25 protein-coding genes are annotated in these 25,631 nt (G+C 66.2%); 11 read left to right on the forward strand and 14 right to left on the reverse strand.

The genetic code is table 11. The annotated features are described in order from the left end of the window. Positions 1 to 116 precede the first annotated feature (116 nt). Positions 117 to 1,064, forward strand: coding sequence for an NAD-dependent epimerase/dehydratase family protein (locus RH858_RS11045; protein WP_310561887.1), 948 nt, complete (start codon positions 117 to 119; stop codon positions 1,062 to 1,064). A gap of 41 nt (positions 1,065 to 1,105) precedes the next feature. On the opposite strand, the gene RH858_RS11050 is transcribed toward RH858_RS11045, so the two are convergent. From RH858_RS11050 to RH858_RS11060, 3 genes are all read right to left on the reverse strand, one after another. Further along, entirely contained in the window at positions 1,106 to 1,330 is a 225-nt protein-coding gene (locus RH858_RS11050) for a hypothetical protein (protein ID WP_310561888.1), read from the reverse strand. Positions 1,331 to 1,397: 67 nt separating this feature from the next. Further along, the gene (locus tag RH858_RS11055; RefSeq protein ID WP_310561889.1) at positions 1,398 to 2,348 is read right to left on the reverse strand and encodes an NmrA family NAD(P)-binding protein; all 951 of its coding nucleotides are present in this window, start codon (positions 2,346 to 2,348) and stop codon (positions 1,398 to 1,400) included. Next, positions 2,345 to 2,983 (reverse strand): NAD(P)H-binding protein, encoded by a 639-nt coding sequence (locus tag RH858_RS11060; protein WP_259534185.1) that lies wholly within the window; start codon positions 2,981 to 2,983, stop codon positions 2,345 to 2,347. Before RH858_RS11060 ends, RH858_RS11055 begins: the two co-directional genes overlap by 4 nt. A 126-nt stretch (positions 2,984 to 3,109) precedes the next feature. On the opposite strand from RH858_RS11060, the gene RH858_RS11065 reads away from it, so the two are divergent. Next, a complete protein-coding gene (locus RH858_RS11065; protein ID WP_259534186.1) occupies positions 3,110 to 3,520 on the forward strand; it encodes a helix-turn-helix domain-containing protein in 411 nt (136 codons plus the stop codon). A 61-nt stretch (positions 3,521 to 3,581) separates the two neighbouring features. On the opposite strand, the gene RH858_RS11070 is transcribed toward RH858_RS11065, so the two are convergent. After that, positions 3,582 to 3,911 (reverse strand): hypothetical protein, encoded by a 330-nt coding sequence (locus tag RH858_RS11070; RefSeq protein ID WP_259534187.1) that lies wholly within the window; start codon positions 3,909 to 3,911, stop codon positions 3,582 to 3,584. 105 nt (positions 3,912 to 4,016) lie between these two features. Next, on the reverse strand, positions 4,017 to 4,667 hold the full coding sequence (locus tag RH858_RS11075; protein ID WP_310561890.1) for an HVO_2922 family protein: 651 nt from the start codon (positions 4,665 to 4,667) through the stop codon (positions 4,017 to 4,019). Positions 4,668 to 4,857: 190 nt separating this feature from the next. On the opposite strand from RH858_RS11075, the gene RH858_RS11080 reads away from it, so the two are divergent. The 3 genes from RH858_RS11080 to RH858_RS11090 all read left to right on the forward strand — a co-directional run bounded on the left by RH858_RS11080 (position 4,858) and on the right by RH858_RS11090 (position 6,364). After that, positions 4,858 to 5,442, forward strand: a complete 585-nt coding sequence (locus RH858_RS11080) for an isochorismatase family cysteine hydrolase (protein WP_259534189.1) — start codon at positions 4,858 to 4,860, stop codon at positions 5,440 to 5,442. A 106-nt stretch (positions 5,443 to 5,548) separates the two neighbouring features. Further along, positions 5,549 to 5,851 (forward strand): hypothetical protein, encoded by a 303-nt coding sequence (locus RH858_RS11085; protein ID WP_259534190.1) that lies wholly within the window; start codon positions 5,549 to 5,551, stop codon positions 5,849 to 5,851. Continuing rightward, positions 5,852 to 6,364 carry a hypothetical protein gene (locus tag RH858_RS11090; RefSeq protein ID WP_259534191.1) on the forward strand — a complete coding sequence of 171 codons (513 nt, stop codon included), beginning with the start codon at positions 5,852 to 5,854 and terminating at the stop codon, positions 6,362 to 6,364. A 9-nt stretch (positions 6,365 to 6,373) separates the two neighbouring features. Here the strand turns inward: RH858_RS11090 and RH858_RS11095 are convergent, their stop codons facing one another. From RH858_RS11095 to RH858_RS11115, 5 genes are all read right to left on the reverse strand, one after another. Further along, positions 6,374 to 7,471: an aminopeptidase gene (locus RH858_RS11095; RefSeq protein ID WP_310561891.1), complete on the reverse strand. Its 1,098-nt coding sequence runs from the start codon at positions 7,469 to 7,471 to the stop codon at positions 6,374 to 6,376. A 50-nt stretch (positions 7,472 to 7,521) separates the two neighbouring features. Next, positions 7,522 to 10,290 carry a TRAP transporter fused permease subunit gene (locus RH858_RS11100; RefSeq protein ID WP_259534193.1) on the reverse strand — a complete coding sequence of 923 codons (2,769 nt, stop codon included), beginning with the start codon at positions 10,288 to 10,290 and terminating at the stop codon, positions 7,522 to 7,524. A 49-nt stretch (positions 10,291 to 10,339) separates the two neighbouring features. After that, a complete protein-coding gene (locus RH858_RS11105) occupies positions 10,340 to 10,819 on the reverse strand; it encodes a DUF1850 domain-containing protein (protein WP_259534194.1) in 480 nt (159 codons plus the stop codon). Between the two features lies 1 nt (position 10,820). Then, positions 10,821 to 11,783: a TAXI family TRAP transporter solute-binding subunit gene (locus RH858_RS11110; RefSeq protein WP_259534195.1), complete on the reverse strand. Its 963-nt coding sequence runs from the start codon at positions 11,781 to 11,783 to the stop codon at positions 10,821 to 10,823. 104 nt (positions 11,784 to 11,887) lie between these two features. Then, complete coding sequence (locus RH858_RS11115) at positions 11,888 to 12,883, reverse strand: radical SAM protein (RefSeq protein WP_259534196.1); 996 nt, start codon at positions 12,881 to 12,883, stop codon at positions 11,888 to 11,890. A 180-nt stretch (positions 12,884 to 13,063) separates the two neighbouring features. Here RH858_RS11115 and RH858_RS11120 point away from each other — a divergent pair, with 180 nt between their 5' ends. Then, a complete protein-coding gene (locus RH858_RS11120; RefSeq protein WP_259534197.1) occupies positions 13,064 to 13,534 on the forward strand; it encodes an OsmC family protein in 471 nt (156 codons plus the stop codon). A gap of 176 nt (positions 13,535 to 13,710) precedes the next feature. Then, positions 13,711 to 14,343 carry a vitamin K epoxide reductase family protein gene (locus tag RH858_RS11125; RefSeq protein ID WP_259534198.1) on the forward strand — a complete coding sequence of 211 codons (633 nt, stop codon included), beginning with the start codon at positions 13,711 to 13,713 and terminating at the stop codon, positions 14,341 to 14,343. A gap of 255 nt (positions 14,344 to 14,598) precedes the next feature. On the opposite strand, the gene RH858_RS11130 is transcribed toward RH858_RS11125, so the two are convergent. Further along, the gene (locus RH858_RS11130) at positions 14,599 to 15,177 is read right to left on the reverse strand and encodes a hypothetical protein (RefSeq protein ID WP_259534199.1); all 579 of its coding nucleotides are present in this window, start codon (positions 15,175 to 15,177) and stop codon (positions 14,599 to 14,601) included. A gap of 130 nt (positions 15,178 to 15,307) precedes the next feature. On the opposite strand from RH858_RS11130, the gene RH858_RS11135 reads away from it, so the two are divergent. Together RH858_RS11135 and RH858_RS11140 are read left to right on the forward strand one after the other, a co-directional pair. Continuing rightward, a complete protein-coding gene (locus RH858_RS11135; RefSeq protein WP_310561892.1) occupies positions 15,308 to 16,333 on the forward strand; it encodes a DUF5784 family protein in 1,026 nt (341 codons plus the stop codon). Between the two features lie 86 nt (positions 16,334 to 16,419). After that, a complete protein-coding gene (locus RH858_RS11140) occupies positions 16,420 to 17,613 on the forward strand; it encodes an alanine--glyoxylate aminotransferase family protein (protein WP_310561893.1) in 1,194 nt (397 codons plus the stop codon). A gap of 12 nt (positions 17,614 to 17,625) precedes the next feature. Here the strand turns inward: RH858_RS11140 and RH858_RS11145 are convergent, their stop codons facing one another. Together RH858_RS11145 and RH858_RS11150 are read right to left on the reverse strand one after the other, a co-directional pair. Next, entirely contained in the window at positions 17,626 to 18,063 is a 438-nt protein-coding gene (locus tag RH858_RS11145; protein ID WP_259534202.1) for a universal stress protein, read from the reverse strand. Between the two features lie 100 nt (positions 18,064 to 18,163). Next, positions 18,164 to 20,092 carry an aldehyde ferredoxin oxidoreductase family protein gene (locus RH858_RS11150; protein ID WP_259534203.1) on the reverse strand — a complete coding sequence of 643 codons (1,929 nt, stop codon included), beginning with the start codon at positions 20,090 to 20,092 and terminating at the stop codon, positions 18,164 to 18,166. Positions 20,093 to 20,343: 251 nt separating this feature from the next. On the opposite strand from RH858_RS11150, the gene RH858_RS11155 reads away from it, so the two are divergent. Then, positions 20,344 to 21,420 carry an archaeosine biosynthesis radical SAM protein RaSEA gene (locus RH858_RS11155; RefSeq protein WP_259534204.1) on the forward strand — a complete coding sequence of 359 codons (1,077 nt, stop codon included), beginning with the start codon at positions 20,344 to 20,346 and terminating at the stop codon, positions 21,418 to 21,420. A gap of 107 nt (positions 21,421 to 21,527) precedes the next feature. Continuing rightward, positions 21,528 to 25,226, forward strand: coding sequence for a tetratricopeptide repeat protein (locus RH858_RS11160; protein WP_310561894.1), 3,699 nt, complete (start codon positions 21,528 to 21,530; stop codon positions 25,224 to 25,226). Positions 25,227 to 25,239: 13 nt separating this feature from the next. On the opposite strand, the gene RH858_RS11165 is transcribed toward RH858_RS11160, so the two are convergent. Further along, entirely contained in the window at positions 25,240 to 25,626 is a 387-nt protein-coding gene (locus tag RH858_RS11165) for a BsuPI-related putative proteinase inhibitor (protein WP_259534206.1), read from the reverse strand. Between the last annotated feature and the right edge of the window lie 5 nt (positions 25,627 to 25,631).

Below are 25,631 nucleotides of genomic sequence, written 5' to 3' on the forward strand. Positions count from 1 at the left end.
TTCAGCCATCACGCGAATCGTGTCCCCTCCGTCGGTGTACTCGCCGGACTCGGTAAATCGGTCACCGTGCTCGGGTTCCGATCGATGGTGATCTCCGAAATTCTCAGGGCAGTGTGATGAAGGAATCCACAGTCTCTGCCGCGGAGTCGGGCCTCGAAGGAGACACGATACTCGTCACCGGCGGCGCCGGGTTCGTCGGGAGCCACCTCGTCCGGGCGCTACACCCCGAAAACGAGGTCCGGATCCTGGACGACTTTTCGACCGGACGCCGCGAGAACGTCCCCGACGGCGTCGAGGTGTTTGCGGGGGACGTCCGCGACGACGAGCTTCTCGAACGCGCGGCGGCGGACGTCGACGGCATCTGTCATCTGGCCGCACTCGTGAGCGTCGAGGAGTCGGTCCAGGACCCCGAGCGGACCCAGTCGATCAACGCCGACGCGACGCTGTCGGCCCTGGAAGCAGCCAGGAGAGCGGACGCCAGGTTCGTCCTGGCCTCCAGTGCGGCCGTCTACGGGGAGCCCGAATCGGTTCCGATCGCCGAATCCCATCCGACGGAGCCGACCTCACCGTACGGGCTCTCGAAGCTCACCGCGGACCAGTACGCGAGGCTGTACACCCGACTCTACGACGTTCCGACGGTATCGCTCCGGTACTTCAACATCTACGGCCCCGGTCAGCAGGGCGGCGACTACAGCGGCGTGATCGACGCCTTCCTCGAGCGTGCGCTGGCCGGCCAACCGATCGAAGTACACGGAAGCGGAACCCAGACACGGGACTTCGTTCACGTCGACGACATCGTTCGGGCGACGGTGCGCGCATTCGTCACCGATTCAGTAGGCGAGGCGTTCAACGTCGGCACCGGCGACAGCACGAGCATCAACCAGCTCGCGACCGTCGTCGCCGAGTCCGTAGAATCGACCGTCGAGATCGTTCACACCGACCCGCGGGCGGGCGACATCGAGGAGAGCACCGCGAGCACTGAAAAGGCCAGCCAGCAGTTGGGCTTCGACTCGGAGATCGACCTCTCAGAGGGGATCGCCGACCTGGTCTCCCATCGCCGGTAAGGGTACCACAACGGATTCGCCGGAGCCGAGACGGCAGCACCCTACGGCTCGTCCCGTTTCTGCTGGTCGGCCTGTTCCGCCAGCCGCTCCAGTTCCGCCTCCGCCGCCGGCGACCGACGGTGTTGGGGCGACAGGATCGCCTCCCCGGAGCCGACGACCCGATCAGAATCCCCGTCCCCGTCGTCAGTTCCGCGGTCCCGATCGTCGGTCTCACCGGAACGGTCTCGAGAAACCGACCGAAGCAGCCTGCGCAGACGGTCGAACACGTGAATCCCGACCGCAGCCAGCAGTAAAAAATCCACGGCGACCCGTTTCAAACGTTCTCGGTCCCGATCAGCCCCACGCGTCGCGATGTTCCCGGACGAACGCCGACAGCCCACGTGGCTCCCGTCCCAGCACCCGGCGGACGTCGTCGGTCACGCGGTCGGCCAACCCCAGCCGCGCAGTTGTGTAGATGCCGGCCATCACGGCCGCCTTTCCGAACCCCTCGCCGGCCCGAATACGCCGCCACAGGAACCGGATCACCGACGGGTCGACGTACTGCACCTCCCGCCCCAGTTCCCGTGTGAGGAGGTCCGCCACCTCCGTGTACCCGAGGGCAGCCGGCCCCGTCAGGTCGTACGCCCGGACGTCACCGTCGGTCCCCTCGCGGAGGGCTGTGACGCCCACGGCGGCGACGTCCCGGGCGTCGACGAAACTCGTCTTCCCGGAGCCGGCAGGAACGAACAGCTGGCCGTCCCGGATCTCCTCGCGATGGTCCTCGAGCAGGTTCTGCATGAAAAACGACGCCCGGAGGAACGTCGCGTCGACCCCCGACTCGGCAAGCCACGATTCGATCCGGGCGTGTGGGACGATCGGGTTCCGATCGGCGCCGATTACCGACAGGAACACCACCCGTTCGACCCCCGCCCCGATCGCTGCCGACAGCGCGGGAAGCAGATCCCGCCGAACCCGGGAGATCGCAGGAGGACGCACCAGAAACAGCGCGTCAACGCCCGCAAACGCCGCCCGCCACGTCGTCGGATCGGTGAAATCGAACCGGACGACCTCGTCGGCAGCCCCGTCGAACGCCCCCGGGGAGCGAGTCGCCGCCCGGATCGTCAGATCACCGCCGTCGAATCGGCCCGCCGAACCGCCTCCACCGGCCCGAACCGTCGAACCGCCTCCACCGGTCCGACCCGACGGTCCCTGATCCCCCGCCAGTTCCTCACAGACCGCCCCGCCGACGGTCCCGGTCGCCCCCGTGACGAGGATCGTCTCGCCCGCGGTTCGATCCCCACTCACGCCGGTCCCACCTTCGGACACTCCCGGACGTACGTCCCGTCTTCGAGCACCTCGAGGATGGCGGCCGCCACGTCGGCACGGTCGACCGCCCCGAACCCGAGGTCGATGTCGCCGAGCCGGTACTCCCCGTCGGGATCGCCCTCGCCGAGTCGCGGCACTCGCAGAACCGTCCACTCCAGGTCCGTCGCTCCGACGCGCCGGACGTGTTCGCCGGCGTCCGCGAGGACGTCCCCGGCGAACAGCCGCAACAGAAGACCCATCACCCGCCCGCCGAGGGACACCGACTCGCCGTCGGTCCGAACGCCGGCGCCCACGAGCGTCACGTATCGCGAGACGCCCGCCTCGGCCATCGCTGCGGTCACGTGTCCGCCCGCGACTGCGAGCAGGTCGTCGGGGCCGTCGCCGGTCTGGCCGAGCACGCTCGCGACAGCGTCGACTCCTTCGAGAGCCGTTTCGATTCCCTCCCCTCGGTAGACATCGCCCGTCACGACGGTCACCCCCTCGTCTGTGCGCAACTCCGGGGGTAGTTTCTCCGGCGATCGGGTGTGCGCGACCACCTCGTGTCCCCGGGAACGCGCTCGCTCACACAGCGGGACGCCGGTCCGTCCCGTCGCACCGAATACGGCGATCTTCATGCGTTCATTATCACCCCCGACCGGATATACTTGCAACTTCGAAGTGTCGAAGTATTGGGCCCGAAGATGGTGTTTTCGCTATACTTCGAAAGAAAGAGTAATACTCAGAGTCGCCAGAAACTTACTATGGATTCCGACGCCGAATTCGAACTCGGATTGGGATACACACCCGAGAAAGCCCGGAGACTTCGGGAGGAACTGGCCCCGGACGAGCGCGAGCGCGTCGAGGCCACCGTCGCCAGACTGCTTGGGCTGCTCGGCAGGGCTCACGCGATCGCCGTCCTCTCGGCGTTCGCCTTCGCCGACGGACCCCTTCGGTTTCGCGACCTCGAATCGAGCCTCGAGGTTCCCCCGAACACGCTCTCGACCCGGCTCACGGAGCTTTCCGACGCCGGACTGCTCTCACGGACCGCCTACGACGAAGTCCCACCGCGGGTCGAATACGAACCGACGGAAACGGCTCGGGCACTGTTCCCCGCGTTCGGTCACCTCCACGTCTGGGCGCTCGAACACGAACTCGAACCAGAAACGGAGTGACCAGAAACGGAGTGACCAGAAACGAAGACGGCCGACGGCAGTTTCCTCCCTAACCGTGAGGCTAGCCGGCATCAGCCCGGTCGATCGCGTCCGTGACACGTTCCAACAGCGCCTCTATCTCCGGCCTGTCGAGCTCCCAGTCGGTCGGCGAATGATGATACGCCGACAGCACCGACTGCACCGCCTCGAGTTGGGCGAGTGTGAACGCCATCTCGCCGTCGTCGAGGCGATCGAACGCCCGATACACCTCGATCGACGGCGGCCCCGTTTCCGAGGACTTCACCGTGCGTTCTCGTTCGATCCGGTCGAGGAGGACGTGATGGAGCGTCCACTGCTCCTCCCGCGGGATCGACAGCGCAACCGACCGACCTGTGTGCTGTGAACTGGACATGACCTTCGATCTCTCTTGTTAGGCGTCCGCCCCTATGTCATGCTCCTTGTTAACTCTTACCACAGACCGGGCGAAATGATGACGATGCGCTGCGCCCGAGATCCGCTAGGAGTCGGTCTCTTCGACCGGCGCACCCGGGACGTTGTTTTGGACGCTTGTGAGCCCCTGTTTCGCCTTCTGTTTCGAGGCGTAGCCCTGCCCCGAGTCGGCGATGATGTTGCCGTTCTGGTGGACGAGCCGCCAGCGCCACCCGCCTTCGGCGTCCTCGAACAGTTCGAATGTAGCGTTGCTGCCGCCTTCCTCCGGCGCCTCCTCGTCTTTCGACTCGTCGACGGTGTATGCGCCCGGGGCGTTGCGCCGGACGCTTTCGAGCCCCTGTTCGGCCTTCTGCCTGGAGGCGTACCCTTCCCCGGAGTCGGCGATCACGTTGCCGTTCCGGTGGACGAGCCGCCAGCGGTACTTCCCGCCGGCGTCCTCGTACAGTTCGAACCGGGCCTTGCTCGCGACGACGTCCGTTTCGACCTCGCCGTCCGCTTCGGGCCACTCCAGCCCGACGTCGAGACGGACGTCGTCCCCCGCTCTGGTGAGTTCGACGTCCACCTCCGCCTCCGCGGGCGGGTCGATCGTCACGCTCTGGTCGTCGTCGACCGGGACCGCCTCGCCGCGGCGGAACCGGTCGGCCAGGCGGCCGAAGAACGTCGCCAGTCGCCGTCGCTTTTGTACCTCCGTGGACTCGTGGATCGTCTCGTCTGTCATGCGGGCGAATTGTCGAAGGGAGACAACAAATAACTCCTCCCTGGACGGGACCGTCGCGTCGCCGGCCCGAAGGGCCCCACGCGCTGTACGTCGGGATTTGGGTCGTCTTCCTCGGGCAGGTGGTGCTCGTCGCGGCGGCGGAGTTAGCCGCGAGGAAGTTTTTAGGGTCGGTCGGGGCGTACCCCTGGATATGAGCAAACTCGCGTTCGATCCCGACGAAACGGCGCTCGTGGTGGTGGACATGCAAAACGGGTTCTGTCACCCCGAGGGAAGCCTGTACGCCCCCGGCAGCGAGCAGGCGCTCGACCCGGTGTCGACGCTCGTCGACAGGGCCCGCGAGGCGGGCACGCAGGTGGTGTACACCCGCGACGTCCACCCGCCCGAGCAGTTCGAGGACGCCCACTACTACGACGAGTTCGAGCAGTGGGGCGAACACGTCCTGGAGGGCTCCTGGGAGGCGGAGATCCACGACGACCTCGCGGTCAGACCCGAGGACCACGTCGTCGAAAAGCACACCTACGACGCCTTTTATCAAACCGAACTCGAAGGATGGCTGACGGCCCGAAACCTCCGGGAGCTGGTGATCTGCGGGACACTGGCGAACGTCTGCGTGCTCCACACCGCCGGCAGCGCCGGCCTGCGGGACTTCCGGCCGGTGCTCGTCGAGGACGCGCTGGGGGCGATCGAGGACGATCACCGGGAGTACGCCGTCGACCACGCCGACTGGCTGTTCGGGGAGCGTGCGACCGTCGAGGAGATCGAGTTCGAAAACTGACCGGCAGGATCTCGCTGGACCGGACGGCGTTCGTCGAGTCGAGCCAGAGAGGCTCACACAGTACACACGAAAATAGCTAAGTACGCTGGCTCACAACGTACACACGATGAGCAGCGACAAGAAGCGCGTTCAATTTCGGGCCCCACATCGACTCATCGATCGGACCGATGCCCTCGCGGAAGTTCTCGGGGAGGACCGGACGGATATCCTCGTGACCGCGCTGCGGGAGTACCTTCGGGAGGCCACCCACGACGACGCGCTCGTTCAGGAGATCGCCTCCGCCTACTACGACGACGAGATCTCCTTCGAACAACTCAAATCACTCGTCGGTGCCGAAGAGGCGGCGAACCTCCGCGTGTTGAAACAGCAACTGGACGAAGACTTCATCGACGAGGTCGCCGACACATAGATGACGACGCTCGTCGCAGACACCTCCGCTCTCGTCAGTCTCGGAGTCGTCGCCGATGCGGAGCACGATCCGCTCGAGCTGTGTCTGGCCCGATACGAGGTCGTCGTCCCGGCAGTTGTTCTCGACGAACTCCGGGAGGTTTCCTCGTACGACGACGCACACGGCCGTGCCGCAACCGTCGTCCTCGACCGAACAGCTGCACTCGACGTGCGGGCGGTCGAGCTCGATACCGGGTTTCCGCTCGACGACGGTGAAAACGCTGCTGTCTCACTCGCGAACGAACTCGATGCCGGACTTCTGCTCTGTGATGAATTCACACAGCTCGGATTGATCCACGCGTCGCTTTCGGATACCAGACTCGTGACGACACCGACGCTGCTCTCGGTTCTCGTTCGGACCGATCGGCTCTCCGTCGCCGATGCTCGCACGCACCTCGAAGAGATCAGTGACGCGCGCAGCTGGGAAGCAAACAGCTACGTTCGGCGGGCCCAGTCGCTGTTCGAGGAACGATAGCAACGGCTCCTAGCCGTCGAACCCGTCCTCCCACCGGAACCGCCCGTCGCGCTGGATCACCTCGCCGTCGACAGACAGCGTGGCGTCCTCGCTGGTGTCCGTGATCAGGTCCACGTGGACTGCCGAGTCGTTGCCCGACTCACCCTCCGGCAAGCAGGCGTCGTAGGCCCGCCCGAGCGCCAGGTGGACCGTCTCCCCCATCTTCTCGTCGAACAGGATGTTGTCCGTAAACCGGTCGATGCCGCGGTTCATCCCGATTCCCAGCTCCCCCAGCCGTCGGGCGCCGTCGTCCGTCTCGAGGATCGACGCCAGTTCCGCCTCGTTTTCGCCGGCCGCGAAGTCGACCACCGCCCCGTCTTCGAATGTCAGGTGGACGTCCCGCAGGCGCTTGCCGTTAATCGTCATCGGCACGTCGAAGTACACCTCCCCCTCGGTCGCGTACGGCGCGGTGAACACCTCCCCCGACGGGAGGTTGTGCGAATCGTACGCCACCGACGCACAGGAGTTGACGGCGGTGCGTCCCTCGATCGACATCGTCAGGTCCGTGTCCGCCTTCCGGAGCCGGACCTCGCTGCCCGCGTCCAGGATCTCTTTCAGCTGTTGCATCTCCGCCGCAAGCGACTCCCAGTCGCGCAAGATCGCGTCGTAAACGAACTCCCGGTACTCCTCGAAGGCCATCCCGGCCTGCTGGGCCAGCGATCGGGTCGGATGCACCGTCGACACCCAGTCGGTTCCCATCCGGGCCTCGCGGATCCCCGTCCGGGCTCGCGAACTGGCCTGCCTGACGTCGGGGGCGACGTCCGCCAACGCCGCAGTGTTCCGGCCGCCGCCCAGAAACAGGACGGCGTCGGCCGCCTCGTATAGCGCGAGTTCGTGCTCCGGATCCGGCTCGAACTCCCCGTCGTGCGCCTGCAGGTACGCCCGCGTCAGCTCGTCGGAGTCATACGTGAAAATCGGGTTCGCCCCGCGTTCGCCCAGCAGTTCCGCGGTCGCGACGCCCAGATCGTGGGCGCCCTCCGCGACCGAGACCACGACGTCGTCGCCCGGTTCTATCCGTGCGCTCCAGTCGACCAGCAACTGTGCGTGGTCGGAGACGCGATCGTCCATGTATCACCCGAGTGGCCCGGACCTATAGGGTGTGGCGATCCGGTGTCGAGTTACCGCTCGGTCGGCGCAGCCCCGGACGTCTCCCCGCCCGCGGGCGCTCCCTCGGACGCCTCGGTGGCGGCCCGGCGACGGTTCCGGATCACGCCGGCAACGAGCATCGCCGCCCCCACCCCGCGCAGGACGAGGTCGTTCGAAAGCGTAAACAGCGTGACGTCGGCGCCGACGAGCCCGAGCATCGTTCCCGCGGGCATGAGCACCATCCCCGGCACCGACAGCAGCACGGCGGCGACGATGAAGCCGACCCGCGAGGATCGGGAGACGTCGGTGCGGTAGTAGCCGATGATCGCGATCCCGAGCGCGTACACGCCCGCGAACATCGCGACAACCGGGGCGACGACCTCCGGCAGGAAGAACCCGAGGTCGGTCATGTCGGCCCACGAGAGGACCGACGCCTCGCCGGGCGGGGCGTCCTCGGGGATCCGCAACAGCAGGATTCCCGGCGCGAACACGAACGCAAAGGGCACCAGAATCTTGTTCAGCGACAGCAAGAACGCGAGCTTCCCGGTCGGGAACGGATCCGACTTCGCCACCCCGGCGGCGGCGTAGGCGGCGACCATCACCGGCGGCGTCACGTCGGCCATCAGCCCCAGGTACAGGACGAACAGGTGTGCCGCGAGGATGGCGATTCCGAACTCCGGCAGCACCGGGCCCAGGAGCACGACGATGATGATGTACATCACCGTCGTCGGCATCCCCATTCCGACGACGACCGAGGCGATCCCCGCCAGGATCAAAAGCAGAACGAGCGACCCGCCGCTGACGTCGAGGATCAGCGCCCGGAAGCTCCCGCCCAGTCCGGTGAGGTTAATGACGCCGGGAATGACGCCGGCTGCGGCGACCGCGATCACGACGACCGTCGCCGTCCGAGCGCCCGAGTCCATCGACTTGAGCACGAACGACACGAAGCTCCCGGCACGGGTGGTGGCGACCTCGCGGTCGAGCTTCGCGTCGATCAACTCTGCGGCGGCGTCGACGGAGTCGTCCAGGTTCAAAAGCGGTGCCTCGCCCCGGGGATCCGCGAGCAGGAACAGCACGCTGATTCCGATGACGATCGCGCCCAGCGAGGAGAGCGCCTCGACGGCGGCGGCCCCCAGCGACAGCCCGACGCCGGTCGTCCCGGCGATGAGCTCGGTCGGCGGGACACCGTACAGGTGCCAGGAGACGACCGTTGCGGCGTATCCCGCGGCGACCGCCCCGACCAGGTACGGGCCCGTTCGTTCGTTGTACGCCGCCACCATGGCGATCAGCGCGACGGTAGCGATGATGGTGAACCAGCCCGCCCGGCCGATCGAGAGCCGCGCGATCACGAGGTAGTACAACAGCAGCCCCAGCGGTACGAGATAGAACCACCCCCGCCGCATGTGGGGGCCGATGTCGAGCAGCTCGTCGCGGTCGAGCCCGCCGATCCCGTGTTTGACTGCCTCGAAGTGGACCATCACCCACATTCCGAAGAAGAACGCAAGCGCAGGCAGCGTGGCGGCGATGATCACCTCGCGGAACGGCGTCCCGGTGAACTCGACGATCAGGAACGCCGCCGCGCCCATCACCGGCGGGAGGATCTGTCCCCCCGAGGAGACGGACGACTCCACCGCGCCGGCGAACTCCGGCGAGTAGCCCGACCGCTTCATCAACGGGATCGTCAACGCCCCGGTCGTCACCGTGTTCGCGACCGACGATCCGGAAAGCATCCCCATGAAGCCCGAGGAGACGACGCTGGCCTTCGCCGGGCCGCCTTCCCGTGTCCCGGTGATCGAGTACGCGAGGTCGATGAACCACTTGCCGGCGCCGGACATCTCCAGGAACGCACCGAAGAGGATGAAGATGTAGATGAACCGCACCGACACCCCCACGGGGACACCCAGGATCCCCTCGACGGTGTACCAGAGGTTCTGGACGATCTGGTCCCACCGCAGTTCGGAGGTGGCGAAGATCCCGATCCCGGGAGCACCACGCGGGATGAGGAACCCGTACTTCGCGTAGACAATAAAGAGGCTCACCAACCCCATCAGGAGAATCCCCAGCGCCCGACGGGTCGCCTCCAGCACGAGAAGGATCGCGAGCACGCCCATCAGATACGCGACCGGGTACGTCGCCAGTGGGCCCACCGCCAGCGGTTCGAGGAACGGGTACACCTCGCCGAGCGTGCCGGCGCCCCGCAGGCCCCGAACGCGCACGACGTCCGTAATTTCGCTGTAGCGAGTGACGTAGTAGGCGGTCGGCAAAAGCGACAGGAAAATGAGAACGACGTCAGAGGGGGTGACCCGGTCGGAGTTCTCATCGACGAAAAACCAACTGGCCCACCCGCGGAGCCGTTCGACCCCACGGGAGACGGGGTGGTCGCCCAGTCGATCGCGCACCGCCGCCACGCTCCGCCCGCACCACTGGACGACGGCGCCGGTTCCGGTCGACCCGGGGTACAGGAGGAACGCGAGGATCAGCGCGAAATTGACGTGGATCGCCCGGATCTGGAGCTGCGCGAGCGCGCCGATCCGGATGTATCCGACGAACGGCACTGTGAACCCGAACGTGAACCCTCGGGCAGCGAGCCACATCTGGAACGCCGAAAAGGAGATCGCGACGATCGCGACGACGACTGCCGCAATCCCGCGGACGTTCCGTTTCTTCTCGATCTCTTCGAGCACCTCGTCGGCAGCCGACGCCGCGGTGCTCCCGCGTTTGGCGACACCACCGCCATCGGGTGCGGGTTCGCCGCCGGGAGCACGGTCGTCGTCGGGAAAACCTTCGTTGTGTGTGGTCATGCGTTAGTCGTGTTCGATGTCGTACTCGCTTGTCACGCCCCATCCTCGCCTATCTAATTCGGATTTCGACCGTTCCGCCGTCGGCCATCCCCGAGAGATCGTACCGCGTTCCGTCGACGACGAGATCGTGATCGGCGATGAGACCAGTCGAGATCCGGAGCGTCCCGTATTCCTGTCCGTCGATGTCGTACACGTATCTCCCGTCCTGCTGTGTGACTTCGGCGTGCGAGGGGAGACCGGCACCGAACGAACTGAACTCCATTCTGTCCATTACCAGCTTCCCGTCCGAGACGACGTAAACGTCCCGAACGAGCGTCCGTTCGACGCTGTGCTCGTATTCGATAACGACTTCGGCGCCGTCGGCGACGTCGACTGCGGTCAGTTCCTCGCCGGTCTCGTCGGTGACGATCAGCGTCTGGTCGGCCGAAAGGACGCTCCCGACACCACCGAACGGAGCCACGAAGAGCCCGACGGACAGGACCGCTGCGAGCCCGACGAGGACGGCGTACGGCCACAGCCGACGGGACACGCTAGTCGAAGTAGCGTGCTGCGCCCTCGTGGAGGTCGATCGGCATCCCGTCCTGGGCCGTCTCGACGCTGATGAAGTCGGTCTTGATCGTCAGCCGATCGAGGTTGTCGAAGATCGCCGCCGTCACGTCCTCAACGATGTCCGCGGAGTACTCCTCGCGGGTCGCGATCATCGCCTGGACGGAGACGGTGTCGACGTCCTCGCCGATCCCCTCGTAGGTGCCGCCGGGGATGGTGTCGTCGGCGAACCACTCGGCGGCGTCACGTGCGGCCTGCCGCTCGTCGTCGGACATGTTCAAAATCTCGATGTCTGCAGTGGTCGCCAGTTCCTCGACAGCACCGACTGGCCAGCCACCCACGACGAACGCGGCGTCGACGTCGCCGTCGCGGATCTGGTCTGCCGCCTGCGTGAAGTCGGTGTTCTGCTCGTCGAAGTCGTCCGGCGTCAGCCCGGCGACCGACTCGAGGATCTGCAGGGCGTTGACCTGCGTCCCGCTGCCGAGGTCGCCGGTGTTGACCGCCGCGCCCTCCATGTCGGCGATCGAGTCGATCCCGGCGTCGGGTCGAGTGATGATGTGGATCGTCTCGGGGTACAGCGTCGCCACGCCCTGGAGGTTCTCGATCGGGTCGCCCTCGAACGCCTCGAGACCGGTGCCGTTTGCCGCGAAGAAGGCGATGTCGTTTTGGATCAGCGCGAAGTCGGCGTCGCCGGAGCCGAGACTCCCGACGTTTTCGACGGACGCCCCCGTGGCGGAGACTTCCATGTCGTAATCGGTGTTGTCCTCGACGATTCCCTCAAACTCGCCGGACAACGGAAAGTACGTCCCGCCCGTGCCGCCGGCGTGCCAGCGGATGACTTCCGCCTCGTCGTCGCCCAGACAGCCCGCCAGGCCGACGATTCCTGCCGCTCCGAGTCCTTTGAGTACGTCCCGTCGGTCGACGTGTCCGTTGATATTGGATGTCATATACCAGTAAGTCGAACGGGATGAGCAGCTATAATGGTTTTCCCCGCGGTTTATATTAAGGCAGTTTAAATATCCCTGTCGAGAAATAACCGCCTGCCGACAGCTCACGCCAGCGGCGTCCGCTCGACCACAGTACCGTCGACGGTCGGATACTGTTCGACGATCTCGCCGTCCGCGAGGTCGCCCTCCTCGATCATCTCCTCGAGAAGCCACCAGGCGACCTCGACGTGGCTCCGCTTTGCGGTGTAAAACTCCTCGGGAACGCCCAGTTCCTCGAACCGTTCTGGTTCCGCCTTGGTCTTCCCGTAGACGATGGTGCCGTCGTCGGTGATCTCGTCGAACTCCCGACGAACGTTCCTGGCCATCCGTTTGAGCCTGTTGCGGTGCTGGGCGGCGTCCTTGAACACGCTGGTACAGAAGTAGACGCGCTCGTGGGCGGCCATCTCCTCGAGGATCGCGGTTTTCGACCCGTCGACGGCGGACATATGGCCCTCCTGGAGTTCGAATCCCTCCTGTTGCATCCGGCGGTAGTTGCCCTGGCTCATCTCGAACTCGTTGACGTTGCAAAACTCCGCGGCGCCCTCGTCGAGAAACTCCAGGAACTCCGGTTCCGCACGGATCCCGGGAATCTCGAAGGCCGGCGTGAGACCCTCCTCGCGGGCGACATAGAGGATGTCTTCCCACTCCGTGCCGTGGAGATCGCCCCACAGTTCCAGCGGGGGATGAAACCGGATCTCGTCGAGACCGGCCTCCGCGAGCCGCCGCATGTTCTCCCGCCCGCCCGTGATTCCGGTGTAGAGGTGGATGTGGTGATCCTCGCCGAACTCGTCTTTCAACAGCCGGATGTAGCGACAGGTCCGTTCCATCGCCTCCTGTGGCTCGCCGCCGGTGATCGACGAGCCCAACGCGTCCATGCGTTTCGCCTCCTCGATGACGTCCTCGTCTGACTCGACGAGCCGTTCGTTCGCGTAGACGTCAGTGACGTTCTTGCGGTTCTCCCCGAGCGGGCAGTAAAAGCAGTCGCGCTGGTCGCAGTAGCCGTACACGAAAAGCACCAGCTTGCCGCCTTTAGCGCACTGTTTGCACCCCTCGGAGATCATGAAGTAGCCGTGTTAGCGTCTCCGAGACCAAAAAGCGTGCGAAATCCGATCTGCCGGTCGTTCCTGTCGCAGCCCGTCGTGTCTCGCCTGCCGGGCGGCGAGTCTTGCCGACGCCGTCGACAACGGACGCGTGTTGCCGGGGCGAACGCCTCTTTACGTGGTCCGTCCCGAACGAAGAGTGTGAGCCAGAAACAGGAGCAATCCGAACGCGACTCCGTACCGACCTTCGGCGTGACAGCGACCGCAGAGACAGCCACGAAAACGACCGTCCAAGCCCGCGGATTCGAGTTCGTGATCGACGAACCCGAAGACCTCGGGGGAGAAAACGCCGGCCCGAACCCCGTCGAGTATCTGGCGGGATCGCTCGCCGGCTGTCTGAACGTCGTCTGCCACCTCGTCGCCGACGAGTACGGCATCGAGATCGACGATCTCGAGTTCGAGATCGAAGGCGAACTCGACCCGTCGAAGCTGCTCGACGACGCCGAAGGCGTCCGGGCGGGCTACCAGGGACTTCGCGTCGGGATCGACGCGACGACCGACGCCGACGAGGCGACCCTCCAGGAGTGGCTGGCGGAAGTCGAGGACCGCTGTCCGGTCACCGACAACGTCGCCAACGAGACGCCGGTCGCGATCGAACTGACGGCCCAGTGACGGAGCTCGGCAGCGAGAATCGCCGAATCCGTGGCATCTGTGTTGTATTTTAATTACAATACCGCCTCATCTCCGAGATCCTATCCGCCGATATACGGGCTTTTATAACTCTCTCCCGGCCTAGGTATTGCAATCAAAGCACAATACTTTAGTACACCATGCACAAATAGGCTTGTATGGCAATGGGCACATCGACCAAGAACGTGTTCGATTACGAGTGGGAGTATTCACCGCGGGTGACGACCCTATTTGGGGTTTTCACTGCGGTTGCGCTAGTTGGCTGGCTGGTGACTGTGATCCTGACGGCGATTCACATGTTCGCACTCCCTGCAATTCCGGCTGACGCACCGGTGCAGGGAAGCATCGAAGTGATCACGAGTCAGTGGGCGTACGTCTTCGGGATCCCGCTTGCGACGCTGGGTGGGTTCTACTACCTGACGACGATCGGGCTGGCGCTGTGGTGGTTCGACACCCGGCACCCGCTGATCATCAAGATCCTCACGCCGATCACCGTCACCGGCGTGCTGGCGTCGTCGTACTTCGTGTGGCTCCAGCTGGTTCCGATCGGCGAGATCTGCCCGTTCTGTATGGTCTCCGCCAGCGCGACGGTGATACTGCTGGGGCTCGAACTCGCCATCCTGCGCGTGAGTGACACCCCCTCGCTGGGAAGTATGCTCGGCGACTTCGGGACGGTTCTGGGTACCACCCGGTTTTCACAGATCCTCGTCCCGGTCACCATCGGCCTGCTGACCCTCGCCGGCATGTTCCTCGTTCCGATGCTTCCCCTCCCGGATCCGGTTCCGTTCTGAGTAGCGGACCGGTAGTGGGAACAATGAACCGCCTCGGGGTCAAGTGGTTCGAGAATCGAAGATTCTCGTCATCACGGAAATCTCCGATTTCCGTACGACCCCGAGGCACTCGGCCTGTCTTACCTGTAGATACCCCTTTCTGACGCGAAAACGATCGAGAGCAACGCGAAAAGAGCAAAAAGCGGCTGCAAAAAGCGGTTCGAAAATACGGCGCCCCCGTGGCGCCTGTGGGCAATTTCACCGAGTAGCCGATCGCTAGTTCAGCGTGGGGTTCGTCGGGTGGAACACACCTGCCGGGTTCCCCCGGTGGACCCAGACGTGCAGCGCTGTAAACGGGGAGTCCGGAATGGGATGCCATCCCTCCTCCTCGGAGACAGCGAGCGAACGCCTCGACTCCTCGTCGGAAAAGTAGTTCGCTGGGGCGTTGAGAGTCCCCATGTGTGCGAACTCTACTGCACCGAGACGGAGATCATCGTCGTGGTCGGGGTCGTGAATGTCACCCGGTTCCGGACGGTAGTTCCCTGTGGTGTAGTAAACGAGCATGGGCGGCACCGTGATATCGGCGTCCACATCTTCGTCCGCCGCAATGAGAGCAGGGTTGACGAAGTGGAATCCCATACCCGGGACATACGGGGAGATCAATCCAGCGTAGCCATCGTCACGGGCTAGCTGTACGTCCCTGTACTTTCGCGTCGCGGCGCGAACTGCATTGAGTTCCGCTGTTAGCGTGTCGGCGCTCGCAGTGACCGACCCGACCGAGGCTAGACCGGCAACAGCTGCCGCAGTTCCCAGCAACGTTTCTCGTCTTGTCAGTTCGAATAACGACTGTTTCATCGCGAAGAGAGGAAGGGCACGCGAGGAGATAAACCATGCAGTATACATAACTAATTTTCATTATAAATACAGCTCTTCGACGATCCGAGAGTATGAGAAAGTGTAAACCGACTGGTCGGCTACTGTCGTTGTGGCGAGTCCGTTACGATTCAGATACGCCCCCGGTTCCTGGAGCCCCGGCCGCGTCGAGTCGGATCTCTATCGGCCCCTGGACTCGAACCTGGGTGCAGACAGCGGCCGGCCGTGGTTCAAGCCCCCGTCGGGCTACCAGGCGCGACGGTTCGAGATGGACAACGGCGACGTCGCGCTGTTCTGCTGGGGGAGCGACGACGGCCCAGAGGGAACCGACGGCGGCCCCGCGGGCTACTGGATCGGCAACACCGAGACCCCCCAGCGCCTCTGGAAGACCGAGAAGTACGGCTTCGAGGAGATTCCGTATCCGATCAGCCGGTGGGCCGAGAAGGAACTGCTGGCCCAGCTACACCGGGAGTCGCCGTGGCTCGAACCGTATGCCCACATCTCGTGGTTCTTCTTGCCGGTGTTCCTCTCGAAGGACGGTCGGGAGACGACCCGGGAATTCTTCCGGGACCACGCCGCCGGATTCCCGGACGCGACCCGCGAGGATGGCCTCTCGTTTTACGAATCCGTGCTGTCGACCGGCGCGCTCGATCCGTACCGGGAGACGATGGCTGGCAAGCTCGGCACCTCCAAGCAGCTCGATCTCACCCGCATGCGGGCGGCGATGGGCGAGTTCGACGCCGCCAAGCTCCTGATCGACGCCGGCTACGAGATCACCCCCGAAATCCCGGTGACGACGGGGCACTCGCTCGATTACCGCGCCGAGAAGTCCGGGACGGAGCCGACGCTCGTGGAAGTCACCCGACCCCTTCCCCCGAGCCGACGGGCCGCCTCCACCCCCGTCGCCGCGGTGCGGGACACCGCCGAAACGAAAACCAGCGGTCAGTTGGAGGCCCACGCCGGCGGCGTCACCCTGTTCGTCGACTGCACGTCGTTCCCCGACGACGCCTGGGCGTCGGTGCTCGCCGAGAAGCCGGATGTGCGACACAAGCCCGCGATCGTCTTCCGGTACCGGCCCGACGGCCGAGTCGAGGGCTACCGGAAGGGCGCGGCGCTGGATCTCGGCGGCGCAGTCTGATCCTCACGACTCCCCGCTCGATTCCCGAAACGGCGGGTGCAACCGATTCATCAACTTATAACTCCGGGTGCGCCGAAGCTAGAACTATGGCCGAACCAGACAACGTCGACGAGGAGTTCCTGCTGCTCAACCCCGGCCCGGTACCGGTGACCGAGGACGTGCTCGCGTCGATGACCGAACCGATGGTCTCCCACCGGTCGGCCGACTTCGAGGCCACCTACGAGCGCGCCCAGGAGGGTCTCGATGCGGTGTTCACCCGATCGACACCCGAGGGGACCTCGACCAGCGAGGCCGGCACGAGCCTGATCCTCAACGGCACCGCCACGATGGGGATGGAGGCGGCCGTCGCGAACGTGATCGACGAGGGCGACGAGGTAGTCGCGCTGGTCAACGGGAAGTTCGGCCGGCGGTTCGCCCGGATCGCCGACCGCTACACCGACTCGGTCACCCGCGTGGAGGCGACGTGGGGGGAGTCGATTCCGCTTTCGGCCGTCCGGGAGGCGGTCACCGGCGACACCGACCTGGTGACGATGGTCCACAACGAGACCTCCACCGGCCTTTTGAACCCCGTCGAGGAGGTGGGCGAAATCGCCGAGAAACACGACGCCTGCTTCGTCGTCGACGGGGTCACCAGCATCGGCGGCGACGTCTTCAGGGTCGACGACTGGAACGTCGACGTCGCCGTCACCGACGCCCAGAAGGCGCTCGGTGCGCCGCCAGGGGTCAGTGCGATGTACGTCACCGAACGTGCCGAGGAGGCCATCGACGGCGAGTCGGCTCCCTTCTACGAGGACCTCGACTGGCACCTCCGAAAAGCCGACCAGCATCAGACCCCCTTCACCTCGGCGGTGCCGCTGTTCCGGGCGCTGGCAGTCGCCGTCGAGGAGATCACCGACGAGGGGATGCCCGCCCGCATCGAACGTCACCGCCGGCAGGCGGCGGCGTTCCGCGAGGGCTTCACCGCGATGGGGCTGGAGCTGTTCGCCGATCCGGAAGGGCCCACCGAACTGTCGAACACCGTCACCGCGGTCGCGCTGCCCGAGTCGCTCCGGGAGGCCGACCCCGACGCGTTCTTCGCCGCCGTCAAAGAGCGCAACGTCTCGATCTCCGGCGGGCAGGCGCACCTGGGCGGGCAGATCTTCCGGGTGTCGAACATGGGATCGCTGTCGCCCGACCAGATCCTCCGCGGCGTACAGACAGTGGGCGAGGCGATGACGGACGTCGGGATCGATGTCGACGTCGAGGCGGGGCTCGACGCCGCGAACGCGGAACTCCAATAGCCCCCCGTCAACTCAATCTCCTGATTCTCCCGGCGGCACCGCAAGTACCGGTATCGGCGACTGCCGGAGCACCCGTTCGGTCGTGCTACCGGCGTGTCGGAACCGGTCGAAGCCGCTCCGGCCGCAGGTTCCCACGACGATCAGGTCGGCGTCGATTCCCTCGGCCAACGCGACGATCTGCGCTGCCGGATGCCCGCGTCGGAGGCGTTTCTCCACCTCGATTCCGGCTTGCTCCCCCATCTCGCCGACGGCGTCGAGCGCCGCCTCGCCCTCCGCCTCCTGCCGTTCGACGACGATGTCCCAGTCGCCCGGCCGGCCGATTCCCTGATCGACGACATACAGGGCGTGGACGGTCGCCCCGGACTCCGCCGCGAGTTCGATCGCCCGCTCGACGCCCCTGCTCGCGCAGGGACTTCCCTCGGTCGCCACGACGATCCGGTCGTAAGCCATGGCTACGCGTTCGACGGCGCTTATAAAAAAGGTGAGCCGGGATGGCTACGATCGCCCCTCGTCCGGGGGGAATCGGACGATCCCGATCGGACGATCCCGATCAGTCGTCGGCGGGCGCGGTGCCCTCGTCGCCCATCGAAACGCCGGTTCCGGGTCCGACGTCGATCCCCAGGTCATCGAGCTTCTCGTCGGGGACGACCCCGTCGACCCACTCGCGGTGGTCGTAGTACTCTGCTTTCATCTCCTCGAGCTCACACAGTTCGCCCTCCGAGCCGCCCTGGCCCGGGATGGCGTCCTCGTGACCCTTCACGAACCGGCCCGGCAGCGAGTCGTCGGCGCCGTCGAAGCCGTTGAGGTTGTTGTAGTAGCGCTCGAGGTTGTAGATGCGCTCGCCGGCCTCGAACAGCTCGTCCTCGGTGAGGTCGCGGCCGGTCATGCCGTTGTACTGGAGCACGTACTCTTCGATCCCCTCGGCGAAGGCGTTGAACTTGCAGATGTCGAAGCTGTCGGAGATCGCGTGCAGGTCCTGGAAGGTGGCGGTGAGTTCGCCTTTCCCCTCCCACTCGTAGGGGTCGACCTTCTCCGGGACGCCGAGGATCTCCGCCGCCGGCGTGTACCCCCGGAGGTGGTCGGCGCCGCGGTTCGAGGTGGCGTAGCCGATGCCCATTCCCTTCATGCAGCGCGGGTCGTAGGCGGGAATTCCCTGCCCTTTCACGGTCATCGCGATCCGGGAGTCGCCGAACTGCTCGGCCGCGCGGGCGGTCCCCTCCGCCAGCGCGTCTGCGAGGTCGTCCTCGCGGTGGGCGATCCGCTCGATCATCTCGATCATCGTGTCGGCGTCGCCCCACTCGATCCCCTCCTCGATGAGGCCCTTCTCGGTGGCTTCCATCGCCATCGAGAGGGTGTTTCCGGTCTCGATGGAGTCGATGCCCATGTCGTTACAGCGGTCCATGATGACCGCCGTCTTCGCGGCGTCGTCGTTCAGCGAGTTCGGCCCCAGCGACCAGGCGGGCTCGTACTCGAACGACTCCATCCGGACGTTCATGTCCTCGCCTTTGTGCATCGTCTGCACCTCGACCTCCTTCTTGCAGGCGACCGGACAGGAGTGACACGTCGGCTCGTCGACCAGGATGTTCTCCCGGACGTGCTCGCCGGAGACCTTCTCGGCGTCGGCGCCGGTGTCGAAGTCCTCCCGGGCGCTCTTGGTGGAGGTGTACCGGCCGTTCTTGGTGGGCAGGCCGTCCATCTCCTCGGTGATGTTCATCAGGACGTTCGTCCCGTACACCGAGAGGCCGCCCTCGTTCGGGGCGGTGACGTCGGATTCTCGCACCACCTGCATCGCCTGCTGGGCGCCCTCCTGGAACGTCTCCGCGTCGGCCGGCTTGGGCATCTTGGTGCCGGACTTGACGACGACGGCTTTCAGCTTCTTGTCGCCCATGACCGCGCCAGTGCCGCCACGGCCGGAGGCGCGGTCGTCCTCGTTCATGATGCAGGCGTACCGGACGCCGTTCTCGCCGCCCGGTCCGATCGCCATCACGCTGAGGTTCTTGCCGATCTCACCGTCGACCTCTTCGCCGAGGGTTTCGATCGTCTCGTGGACGCCCTTGCCCCACAGGTGGCTGGCGTCGCGCAGTTCGAGTTCGCCGTCCTCGACGACGGCGTAGACGGGATCGTCGCTGCGCCCGTCGAACAGCAGGCCGTCGACGCCGGCCCACTTCAGCCGGGCGCCCGACCAGCCGCCGTGATGCGAGTCGGTGACCGTCCCCGTCAGCGGGGATTTGGTCACGACCGCGATCCGGCCGCTCATCACCGCCTGCGAGCCCGTCAGCGGCCCGGTCATGAAGCACAGTCGGTTCTCCGGGCTCAGCGGCTCGAGCTCCGGATCCTTCTCGAACATGTACCGCACTCCGAGCCCGCGTGCGCCGATGTACTTCTCGGCGTCCTCGTCGTCGATGCCCCGGTAGTTCACGTCGCCCTCGGTGAGGTCGACCGCTACCACGTTGTCCCTGAATCCGCCATACTCTGTCATTGTAACGTACGTCTATTACGTACGGTCGGCAGCCTGTTAGCTATTGCTTCGCGAGTATAACCGGAACCGGTTACGAGAGCACCGAGGCGGGGGGATCCAGCTATCAAAACTGCTTACCTGACGGGACGGTGATGCAGCCGGAAACGTGCCGGAACGGGGCGGAGACGCCGGTTCAGCGATCCGACACCGAAACGGATCAGCGATCGGCCGACGACGACACGGCTTTACGGCGTCGAACCCACCCTCCAGTAATGAGCAAAACGAGCCTCGAAAGCTACGAGGAGGGGCGCGGGATGGACGCCCACAACCGGGTGATGCGCGAGATCCGCGCCCGCCGGGAGGAGACCTACGACCCCCACGAGCCGACGCGGGTGTGGCTCGACGAGGACAACACTCCCGACGGCGTCTACCAGTCGCTGACGATCATCCTCAACACCGGCGGCTGCCGGTGGGCGCGGGCGGGCGGCTGCACCATGTGCGGCTACGTCGCCGAGTCCGTCGAGGGGGGCTCCGTGAGCCACGAGGCGCTCGTCGATCAGCTCGAGGTCTGTCTCGAGTACGAGCGCGAACACGCCGACGAGCCGGCCGGCCTGATCAAGATCTACACCTCCGGCTCCTTCCTCGACGAGCGGGAGGTGCCCGCCGAGACCCGGGAAACCGTCGCCGAGACGTTCGCCGACCGCGATCGAATCGTCGTCGAGTCGCTTCCGGATTTCGTCGAGCGGGAGAAGCTCGCAGACTTCACCGACCGCGGGCTCGAAACCGACGTCGCGGTCGGCCTCGAGACCGCGACCGACCGGGTTCGACACGACTGCGTCAACAAGTACTTCGACTTCGTCGACTTCGAGGACGCCTGCAGGGAGGCGAACGCCGCCGGCGCCGGCGTGAAGGCGTACCTCCTGATGAAGCCGCCGTTCCTCGCGGAGCCGGAAGCTGTCGAGGACATGATCGACTCGATCGAGCGCTGTGCGACGATCGACGCCTGCCACACAGTCTCCATGAATCCGTGTAACGTCCAGCGATACACGATGGTCGAGGAGCTGTACTTCTCGGACGGCTACCGACCCCCGTGGCTGTGGTCGGTCGCCCACGTCCTCGCGGAGACCGCCGACGTCGACGCGATCGTCGTCTCGGACCCGGTGGGTCACGGCTCCGACCGGGGACCGCACAACTGCGGCGACTGCGACGACCGGGTCCAGACCGCGATCAAGGATTTCGGCCTCAGACAGGATCCGTCAGTGTTCGAGCAGGTCTCCTGTGACTGCGAGTCGACCTGGGAGCTGGTGATGGACGCGGAGACGGCGTACAACATGCCGCTGGTCGGGTGAGGCGAAGGAAAACACAGTAGCTGCCAATTTTTTATAAGGACTCGGACGAGCTAATTTCATCATTCTGATGCGTACTGTTTAGTGGGGAGGCCGTGAATCGGAGGCCGATGGACGACCGGATCCAGGAGGCGCTGCGGACGATCGATCGGCGCCGTACGATGCTCGACCGACTCCGGTCGCCGGCGGAAAAGCGGGAACTCGTCGAGGGGCTCGACTGCTCGCGGGCGACGGTCGACCGGGCGATCCGTCGGCTCGAGGACTGGGGATGGATCGAGCGCGTCGACCAGGGGTGGCAGTTGAGCTACGCGGGACGGACAGTGCTGGACCGGTACGTCCGGTTTCAGGAGGAGTTCGCCGACGTACTCGCGGGCACCGAGGTGCTCGCTTCGCTGCCGTCGGACGCCGACGTGGACGCCGACCTGTTCACGGGTGCGATCGTCACTGCAGGGAACCGACGGGACGTCGACCCCGGCGGCGACGGAAACGAGTTGCCGACTGAACTGCGGGCGCGGATCGAATCCGCGGATCGGATCCGGCTGGTCGCGCCCGCCGAGACCGCGGCGAGGCTGCTTTCCAGCTGTCGGGAGCTCTCCAGCGGGACCGTCGAGGCCGTCATCGACCGGCACGTACTCTCGCGGCTGCCGGAGCGAACGCCGGCGCTGGCGCGGTGGCTCGTCCGATCCGATCGGACGGAAGCGTTCGCCGCCGAGACGCCACCCTACGCGCTGCTGTTGCTCTCCGAGGGGGACGCGACGACCGTCTCGGTCGTCGGCCACCGCCAGAACCGCACCGTCGAGGGGGTCGTTTCGAACGACACCGATCCCGCAGTCGGGTGGGCCGAGCGTCGATATCGGGCGCTCAGGCGGACCGCCACGCCGCTTGCCGAGGCCGTCGAGTGGGGCGGCGTCCCCGTGCCGAGCGATCCCGACCCCACGGACGCGCTCTTCCGGGAGGGATTCCTGAAGCTGACGCCGTCGTACTTCACGGAGCGTGATCCGCTTCCGCTGTCGACCGCGTGGCGGGCCGGCGTCGGCTTCCCCGAGATCGCTGCCGGCCACGCCCTCGAACGGGAACACGTCAAGGACGGCAGGCGGCGGTCGCTGGTGGCGGATCTCCTCTCCGCGCTCGAAGGAGGAGGAACCCGCGCGCTGATCGGCCCGCCGGGTTCCGGGAAAAGCACCGTCTGTCGCGACGTCGCCTACCGGTGGTACCGGACGGTGGGATCCGTACTGTATCGACCGGAGGGCGGCACCGAACCGTTCGAGTCGTGGCGGGCGCTCGTGCGGCTGCTCCGGGAGCGAACCCGCCCCACCCTCGTCGTAATCGAGGGAGCGCTCCGCGCCGATGCGAGGGCGGTATTCCGTGCGGTCGAAGCGCTGGAGGACGACGCCGGCGTCGCGTTCCTCCTCGAGTCGGGAAACGATCGGTGGGCCGTCGACGGGACGTTCGACGTCGACCCGCACGATCTGGCGATCAGAGAGCGGATCGGAACCGTTCGGATGCCGGCACTGGACGCGATCGAGCGCGATCGGTTCCGATCGCGGCTGGAAGAGGCGACGGGCGTCTCGATCGACCTCGACGTCGGCGGATCGGCAAACGAAGACGGGCAGACCGACGCCGACGGGCAGACCGACGCCGACGGGCAGACCGACGCCGACGGGCAGACCGACGCCGACAGGACCCAGGCGACGGAACCGGGGGAGTTGCTGTTGTTCCTCACCCGGCTCGTGATGCAGGTTGATCCGGCCGGACGAAACGGATCCAACGGAGCCACTCCTCCGGGAACGACCGTCGACTCGGGAGCTGCCTCCGAGCTGGACGCCGACGTCGAAGAGCTGTGTGCGTCGCTCCGGGGGGACGAGCTGGCGATAGATACCGCCGTGCTCGTCAACCTCCTCAACGCCGCGGAGCTTCCGGTGGCCCTCGAGTACGCCTACGCGCTGGCGTTCGAGGCGGGCGACGGGATCGTCGCCCCGGCGGCAGACGTGGGCGGAAAGACCGGACAGTCGTCTAAAGACCGCCTCGAAGAACGGATCCACCGGGTCGAACGGGCGATCGAGACGTTGTCGGGGCGAGTGCTGTTCGACACGTCCGACCGGGAGGAGTACCGGACAGTTCACGCGGGGTGGTCGAGTGCGTTTCTGCGGCGGCTGCTCGAGACGGACGGACGCGCCGCGATCGACCGGGTCGATCGGTGTGTGAGTACGGTGCTCGCGCTCGCAGTCGACGAGCGGACCCGAGATCGGATCCGAAATAGACGGGACGAGGAGCGGCTGTCGTCGACTACAAGCGAGAAGGACCCGCTCGATCGGATCGAGGACGATCCCGGCGGGTGGGCGGAGTCGATCGCGCGTCGACTGGTCGAGTTCTCGGCGGACCACCCCGCGCTGGCCCCGCTTCTATGCGGCTGTGACGGTCCGACGTTCGCCGTCCCGCGGGGGCGGTCGGCCGGCCTGACCGTCGAGCTCGCCGAACGCTGCGGCCGGGGCCACCTCGCGGGCGGCCGGCTCGAGGAGGCCGAACGGGCCTTCGAATCCGCACTCGAACGCCTCGAAGTCGCCCCGATCGTCACCGAGGACCGGACCCGACTCCGGGCGCGCTGTCGGGTCGGGCTCGGAAACGTCGCCGTCGAACGGGGAGCCTACGACGAGGCCGAACGGCTGTACCGGGAGGCGCTGTCGGGCTACCGCGAACTGGACGACAGCCTCGGGGTCGCAGACAGCCTCAGACATCTGGGATCCGTTTCCCAGCGTCGCTCCGAACTCGACGACGCAGCGGATCGATACGCCCGGAGTCTCGGTATCTATCTGGAGCTGGGCGCCGAACGGAAGCTCGCCACGGCGCTTGCCGACATCGGATCGGTGGCTCAGGATCGGGGCGACTTCGAGACCGCCGCCAGACACTACCGCGAGAGCCGGCGACGATACTCGGCGCTCGGACAGCGTCGTGATCTCGTGGACGTCCTCGGAAAGCTGGCGACCGTCGGCTGGGTCACCGGCGACCTCGAGGCCGCCGAAAAGCGGGCACGGCGGGCCGCAGCGATCGCCCGGGAGATCGGCTACGAACACGGGCTCGCGACCGCCCAGTACCATCTCGCCGTGGTGTCGAACGTCCGTGGCGACACGGCGGCAGCACGAGAGCACGCCGAACGGGCGGTCGACGGGTTCGTGGCGATCGGAAACGACCACCACGAGGCGAGCGCCCGATCCCTGCTCGGGGAGATCGAGCGGGCGAACGGAAACCTCGACCGGGCCGAGGAGCACTACAGGATGGCCGCACGGAGACACGAAGAGGTGGAGGACGATCGAGGACATCTCGACGCGCTGATGGGGCTCGGGCGGATCGCGCGCCAGCGGGGCGACCTCGGCGGGGCGACCGAGCGCGCCGAACGCGCCCTGGAGCTTTCCCGAGCGGTCGGCGACGCGCGCAGCGAGGCGGCGTGTCTGCGGCTGCTCGGTACGATCGATCGGGAGAGAGGGGAGCTCGATCGGGCGGACGACCGGCTCGAGTCCGCTCTGTCGGGATACCGCGACGTCGAAGAGCGCCACGGCGAGGCGGCGACGCTCCTCGAACTGGCCGAGGTCGCGGCCGAGCGCGGCGAGCGCGACCGCGCCCGGGGGCTGTTCGAGCGGGCGATCGAAGGCTACCGGGAGATCGACGCGACCCCCGACACCGCCGATGCCCTCGAGCGGTTCGCCGATCGGTGCGAGGCGTGGGGCGCGGTCGACGAGGCACGCCGACGACGCGCGACCGCAGACCGGCTTCGCGAGGGGGACTCGGACCCCGAGAACCCGCTCGCGGAGTAAGAACGATCCACCCTCAGACGGACGGAACCGACACCGTCATCGACGCCTCGGTGTCGACGTTCTCGGCGGTCACCACGCCACGAACCTCGTACGTGCCGGCGGGCGGGTTCTCCCAGATCGCCCCGTGGGACCGCGACTCGCCCGGCGCGAGGGTCTCGCGTCCGAGTGCCTGGGTGAACAGCCGCCCGTCGCTGTACCGCCACACCACCTCGCCACCTTCCTCGCCGTCCTCGCCATCCGCCCTGTCCCTGTCCGTGTCGTCGATCCGCTCGACGACGAAGTCGAACCGCTGGCCCGACCGGAACGACAGCTCCACGGGGTCGTCGCCGTCGTTCGTAACCGTCAGGGTGAGTTCGAACCCCTCTTCGACCGGCGCGACCGACAGCGTCGACGTGAGCATACGTC

Source organism: Halalkaliarchaeum sp. AArc-GB (assembly GCF_031432225.1).
Lineage (GTDB): Archaea > Halobacteriota > Halobacteria > Halobacteriales > Haloferacaceae > Halalkaliarchaeum.

Coding starts and splice junctions, on each gene's coding strand:
- RH858_RS11045 (WP_310561887.1), top strand. CDS start 117: ATGAAGGAATCCACAGTCTCTGCCGCGGAGTCGGGCCTCGAAGGAGAC.
- RH858_RS11060 (WP_259534185.1), bottom strand. CDS start 2,983: ATGAAGATCGCCGTATTCGGTGCGACGGGACGGACCGGCGTCCCGCTG.
- RH858_RS11065 (WP_259534186.1), top strand. CDS start 3,110: ATGGATTCCGACGCCGAATTCGAACTCGGATTGGGATACACACCCGAG.
- RH858_RS11070 (WP_259534187.1), bottom strand. CDS start 3,911: ATGTCCAGTTCACAGCACACAGGTCGGTCGGTTGCGCTGTCGATCCCG.
- RH858_RS11075 (WP_310561890.1), bottom strand. CDS start 4,667: ATGACAGACGAGACGATCCACGAGTCCACGGAGGTACAAAAGCGACGG.
- RH858_RS11080 (WP_259534189.1), top strand. CDS start 4,858: ATGAGCAAACTCGCGTTCGATCCCGACGAAACGGCGCTCGTGGTGGTG.
- RH858_RS11085 (WP_259534190.1), top strand. CDS start 5,549: ATGAGCAGCGACAAGAAGCGCGTTCAATTTCGGGCCCCACATCGACTC.
- RH858_RS11090 (WP_259534191.1), top strand. CDS start 5,852: ATGACGACGCTCGTCGCAGACACCTCCGCTCTCGTCAGTCTCGGAGTC.
- RH858_RS11095 (WP_310561891.1), bottom strand. CDS start 7,471: ATGGACGATCGCGTCTCCGACCACGCACAGTTGCTGGTCGACTGGAGC.
- RH858_RS11100 (WP_259534193.1), bottom strand. CDS start 10,290: ATGACCACACACAACGAAGGTTTTCCCGACGACGACCGTGCTCCCGGC.
- RH858_RS11110 (WP_259534195.1), bottom strand. CDS start 11,783: ATGACATCCAATATCAACGGACACGTCGACCGACGGGACGTACTCAAA.
- RH858_RS11115 (WP_259534196.1), bottom strand. CDS start 12,883: ATGATCTCCGAGGGGTGCAAACAGTGCGCTAAAGGCGGCAAGCTGGTG.
- RH858_RS11125 (WP_259534198.1), top strand. CDS start 13,711: ATGGCAATGGGCACATCGACCAAGAACGTGTTCGATTACGAGTGGGAG.
- RH858_RS11130 (WP_259534199.1), bottom strand. CDS start 15,177: ATGAAACAGTCGTTATTCGAACTGACAAGACGAGAAACGTTGCTGGGA.
- RH858_RS11140 (WP_310561893.1), top strand. CDS start 16,420: ATGGCCGAACCAGACAACGTCGACGAGGAGTTCCTGCTGCTCAACCCC.
- RH858_RS11145 (WP_259534202.1), bottom strand. CDS start 18,063: ATGGCTTACGACCGGATCGTCGTGGCGACCGAGGGAAGTCCCTGCGCG.
- RH858_RS11150 (WP_259534203.1), bottom strand. CDS start 20,092: ATGACAGAGTATGGCGGATTCAGGGACAACGTGGTAGCGGTCGACCTC.
- RH858_RS11155 (WP_259534204.1), top strand. CDS start 20,344: ATGAGCAAAACGAGCCTCGAAAGCTACGAGGAGGGGCGCGGGATGGAC.
- RH858_RS11160 (WP_310561894.1), top strand. CDS start 21,528: ATGGACGACCGGATCCAGGAGGCGCTGCGGACGATCGATCGGCGCCGT.
- RH858_RS11165 (WP_259534206.1), bottom strand. CDS start 25,626: ATGCTCACGTCGACGCTGTCGGTCGCGCCGGTCGAAGAGGGGTTCGAA.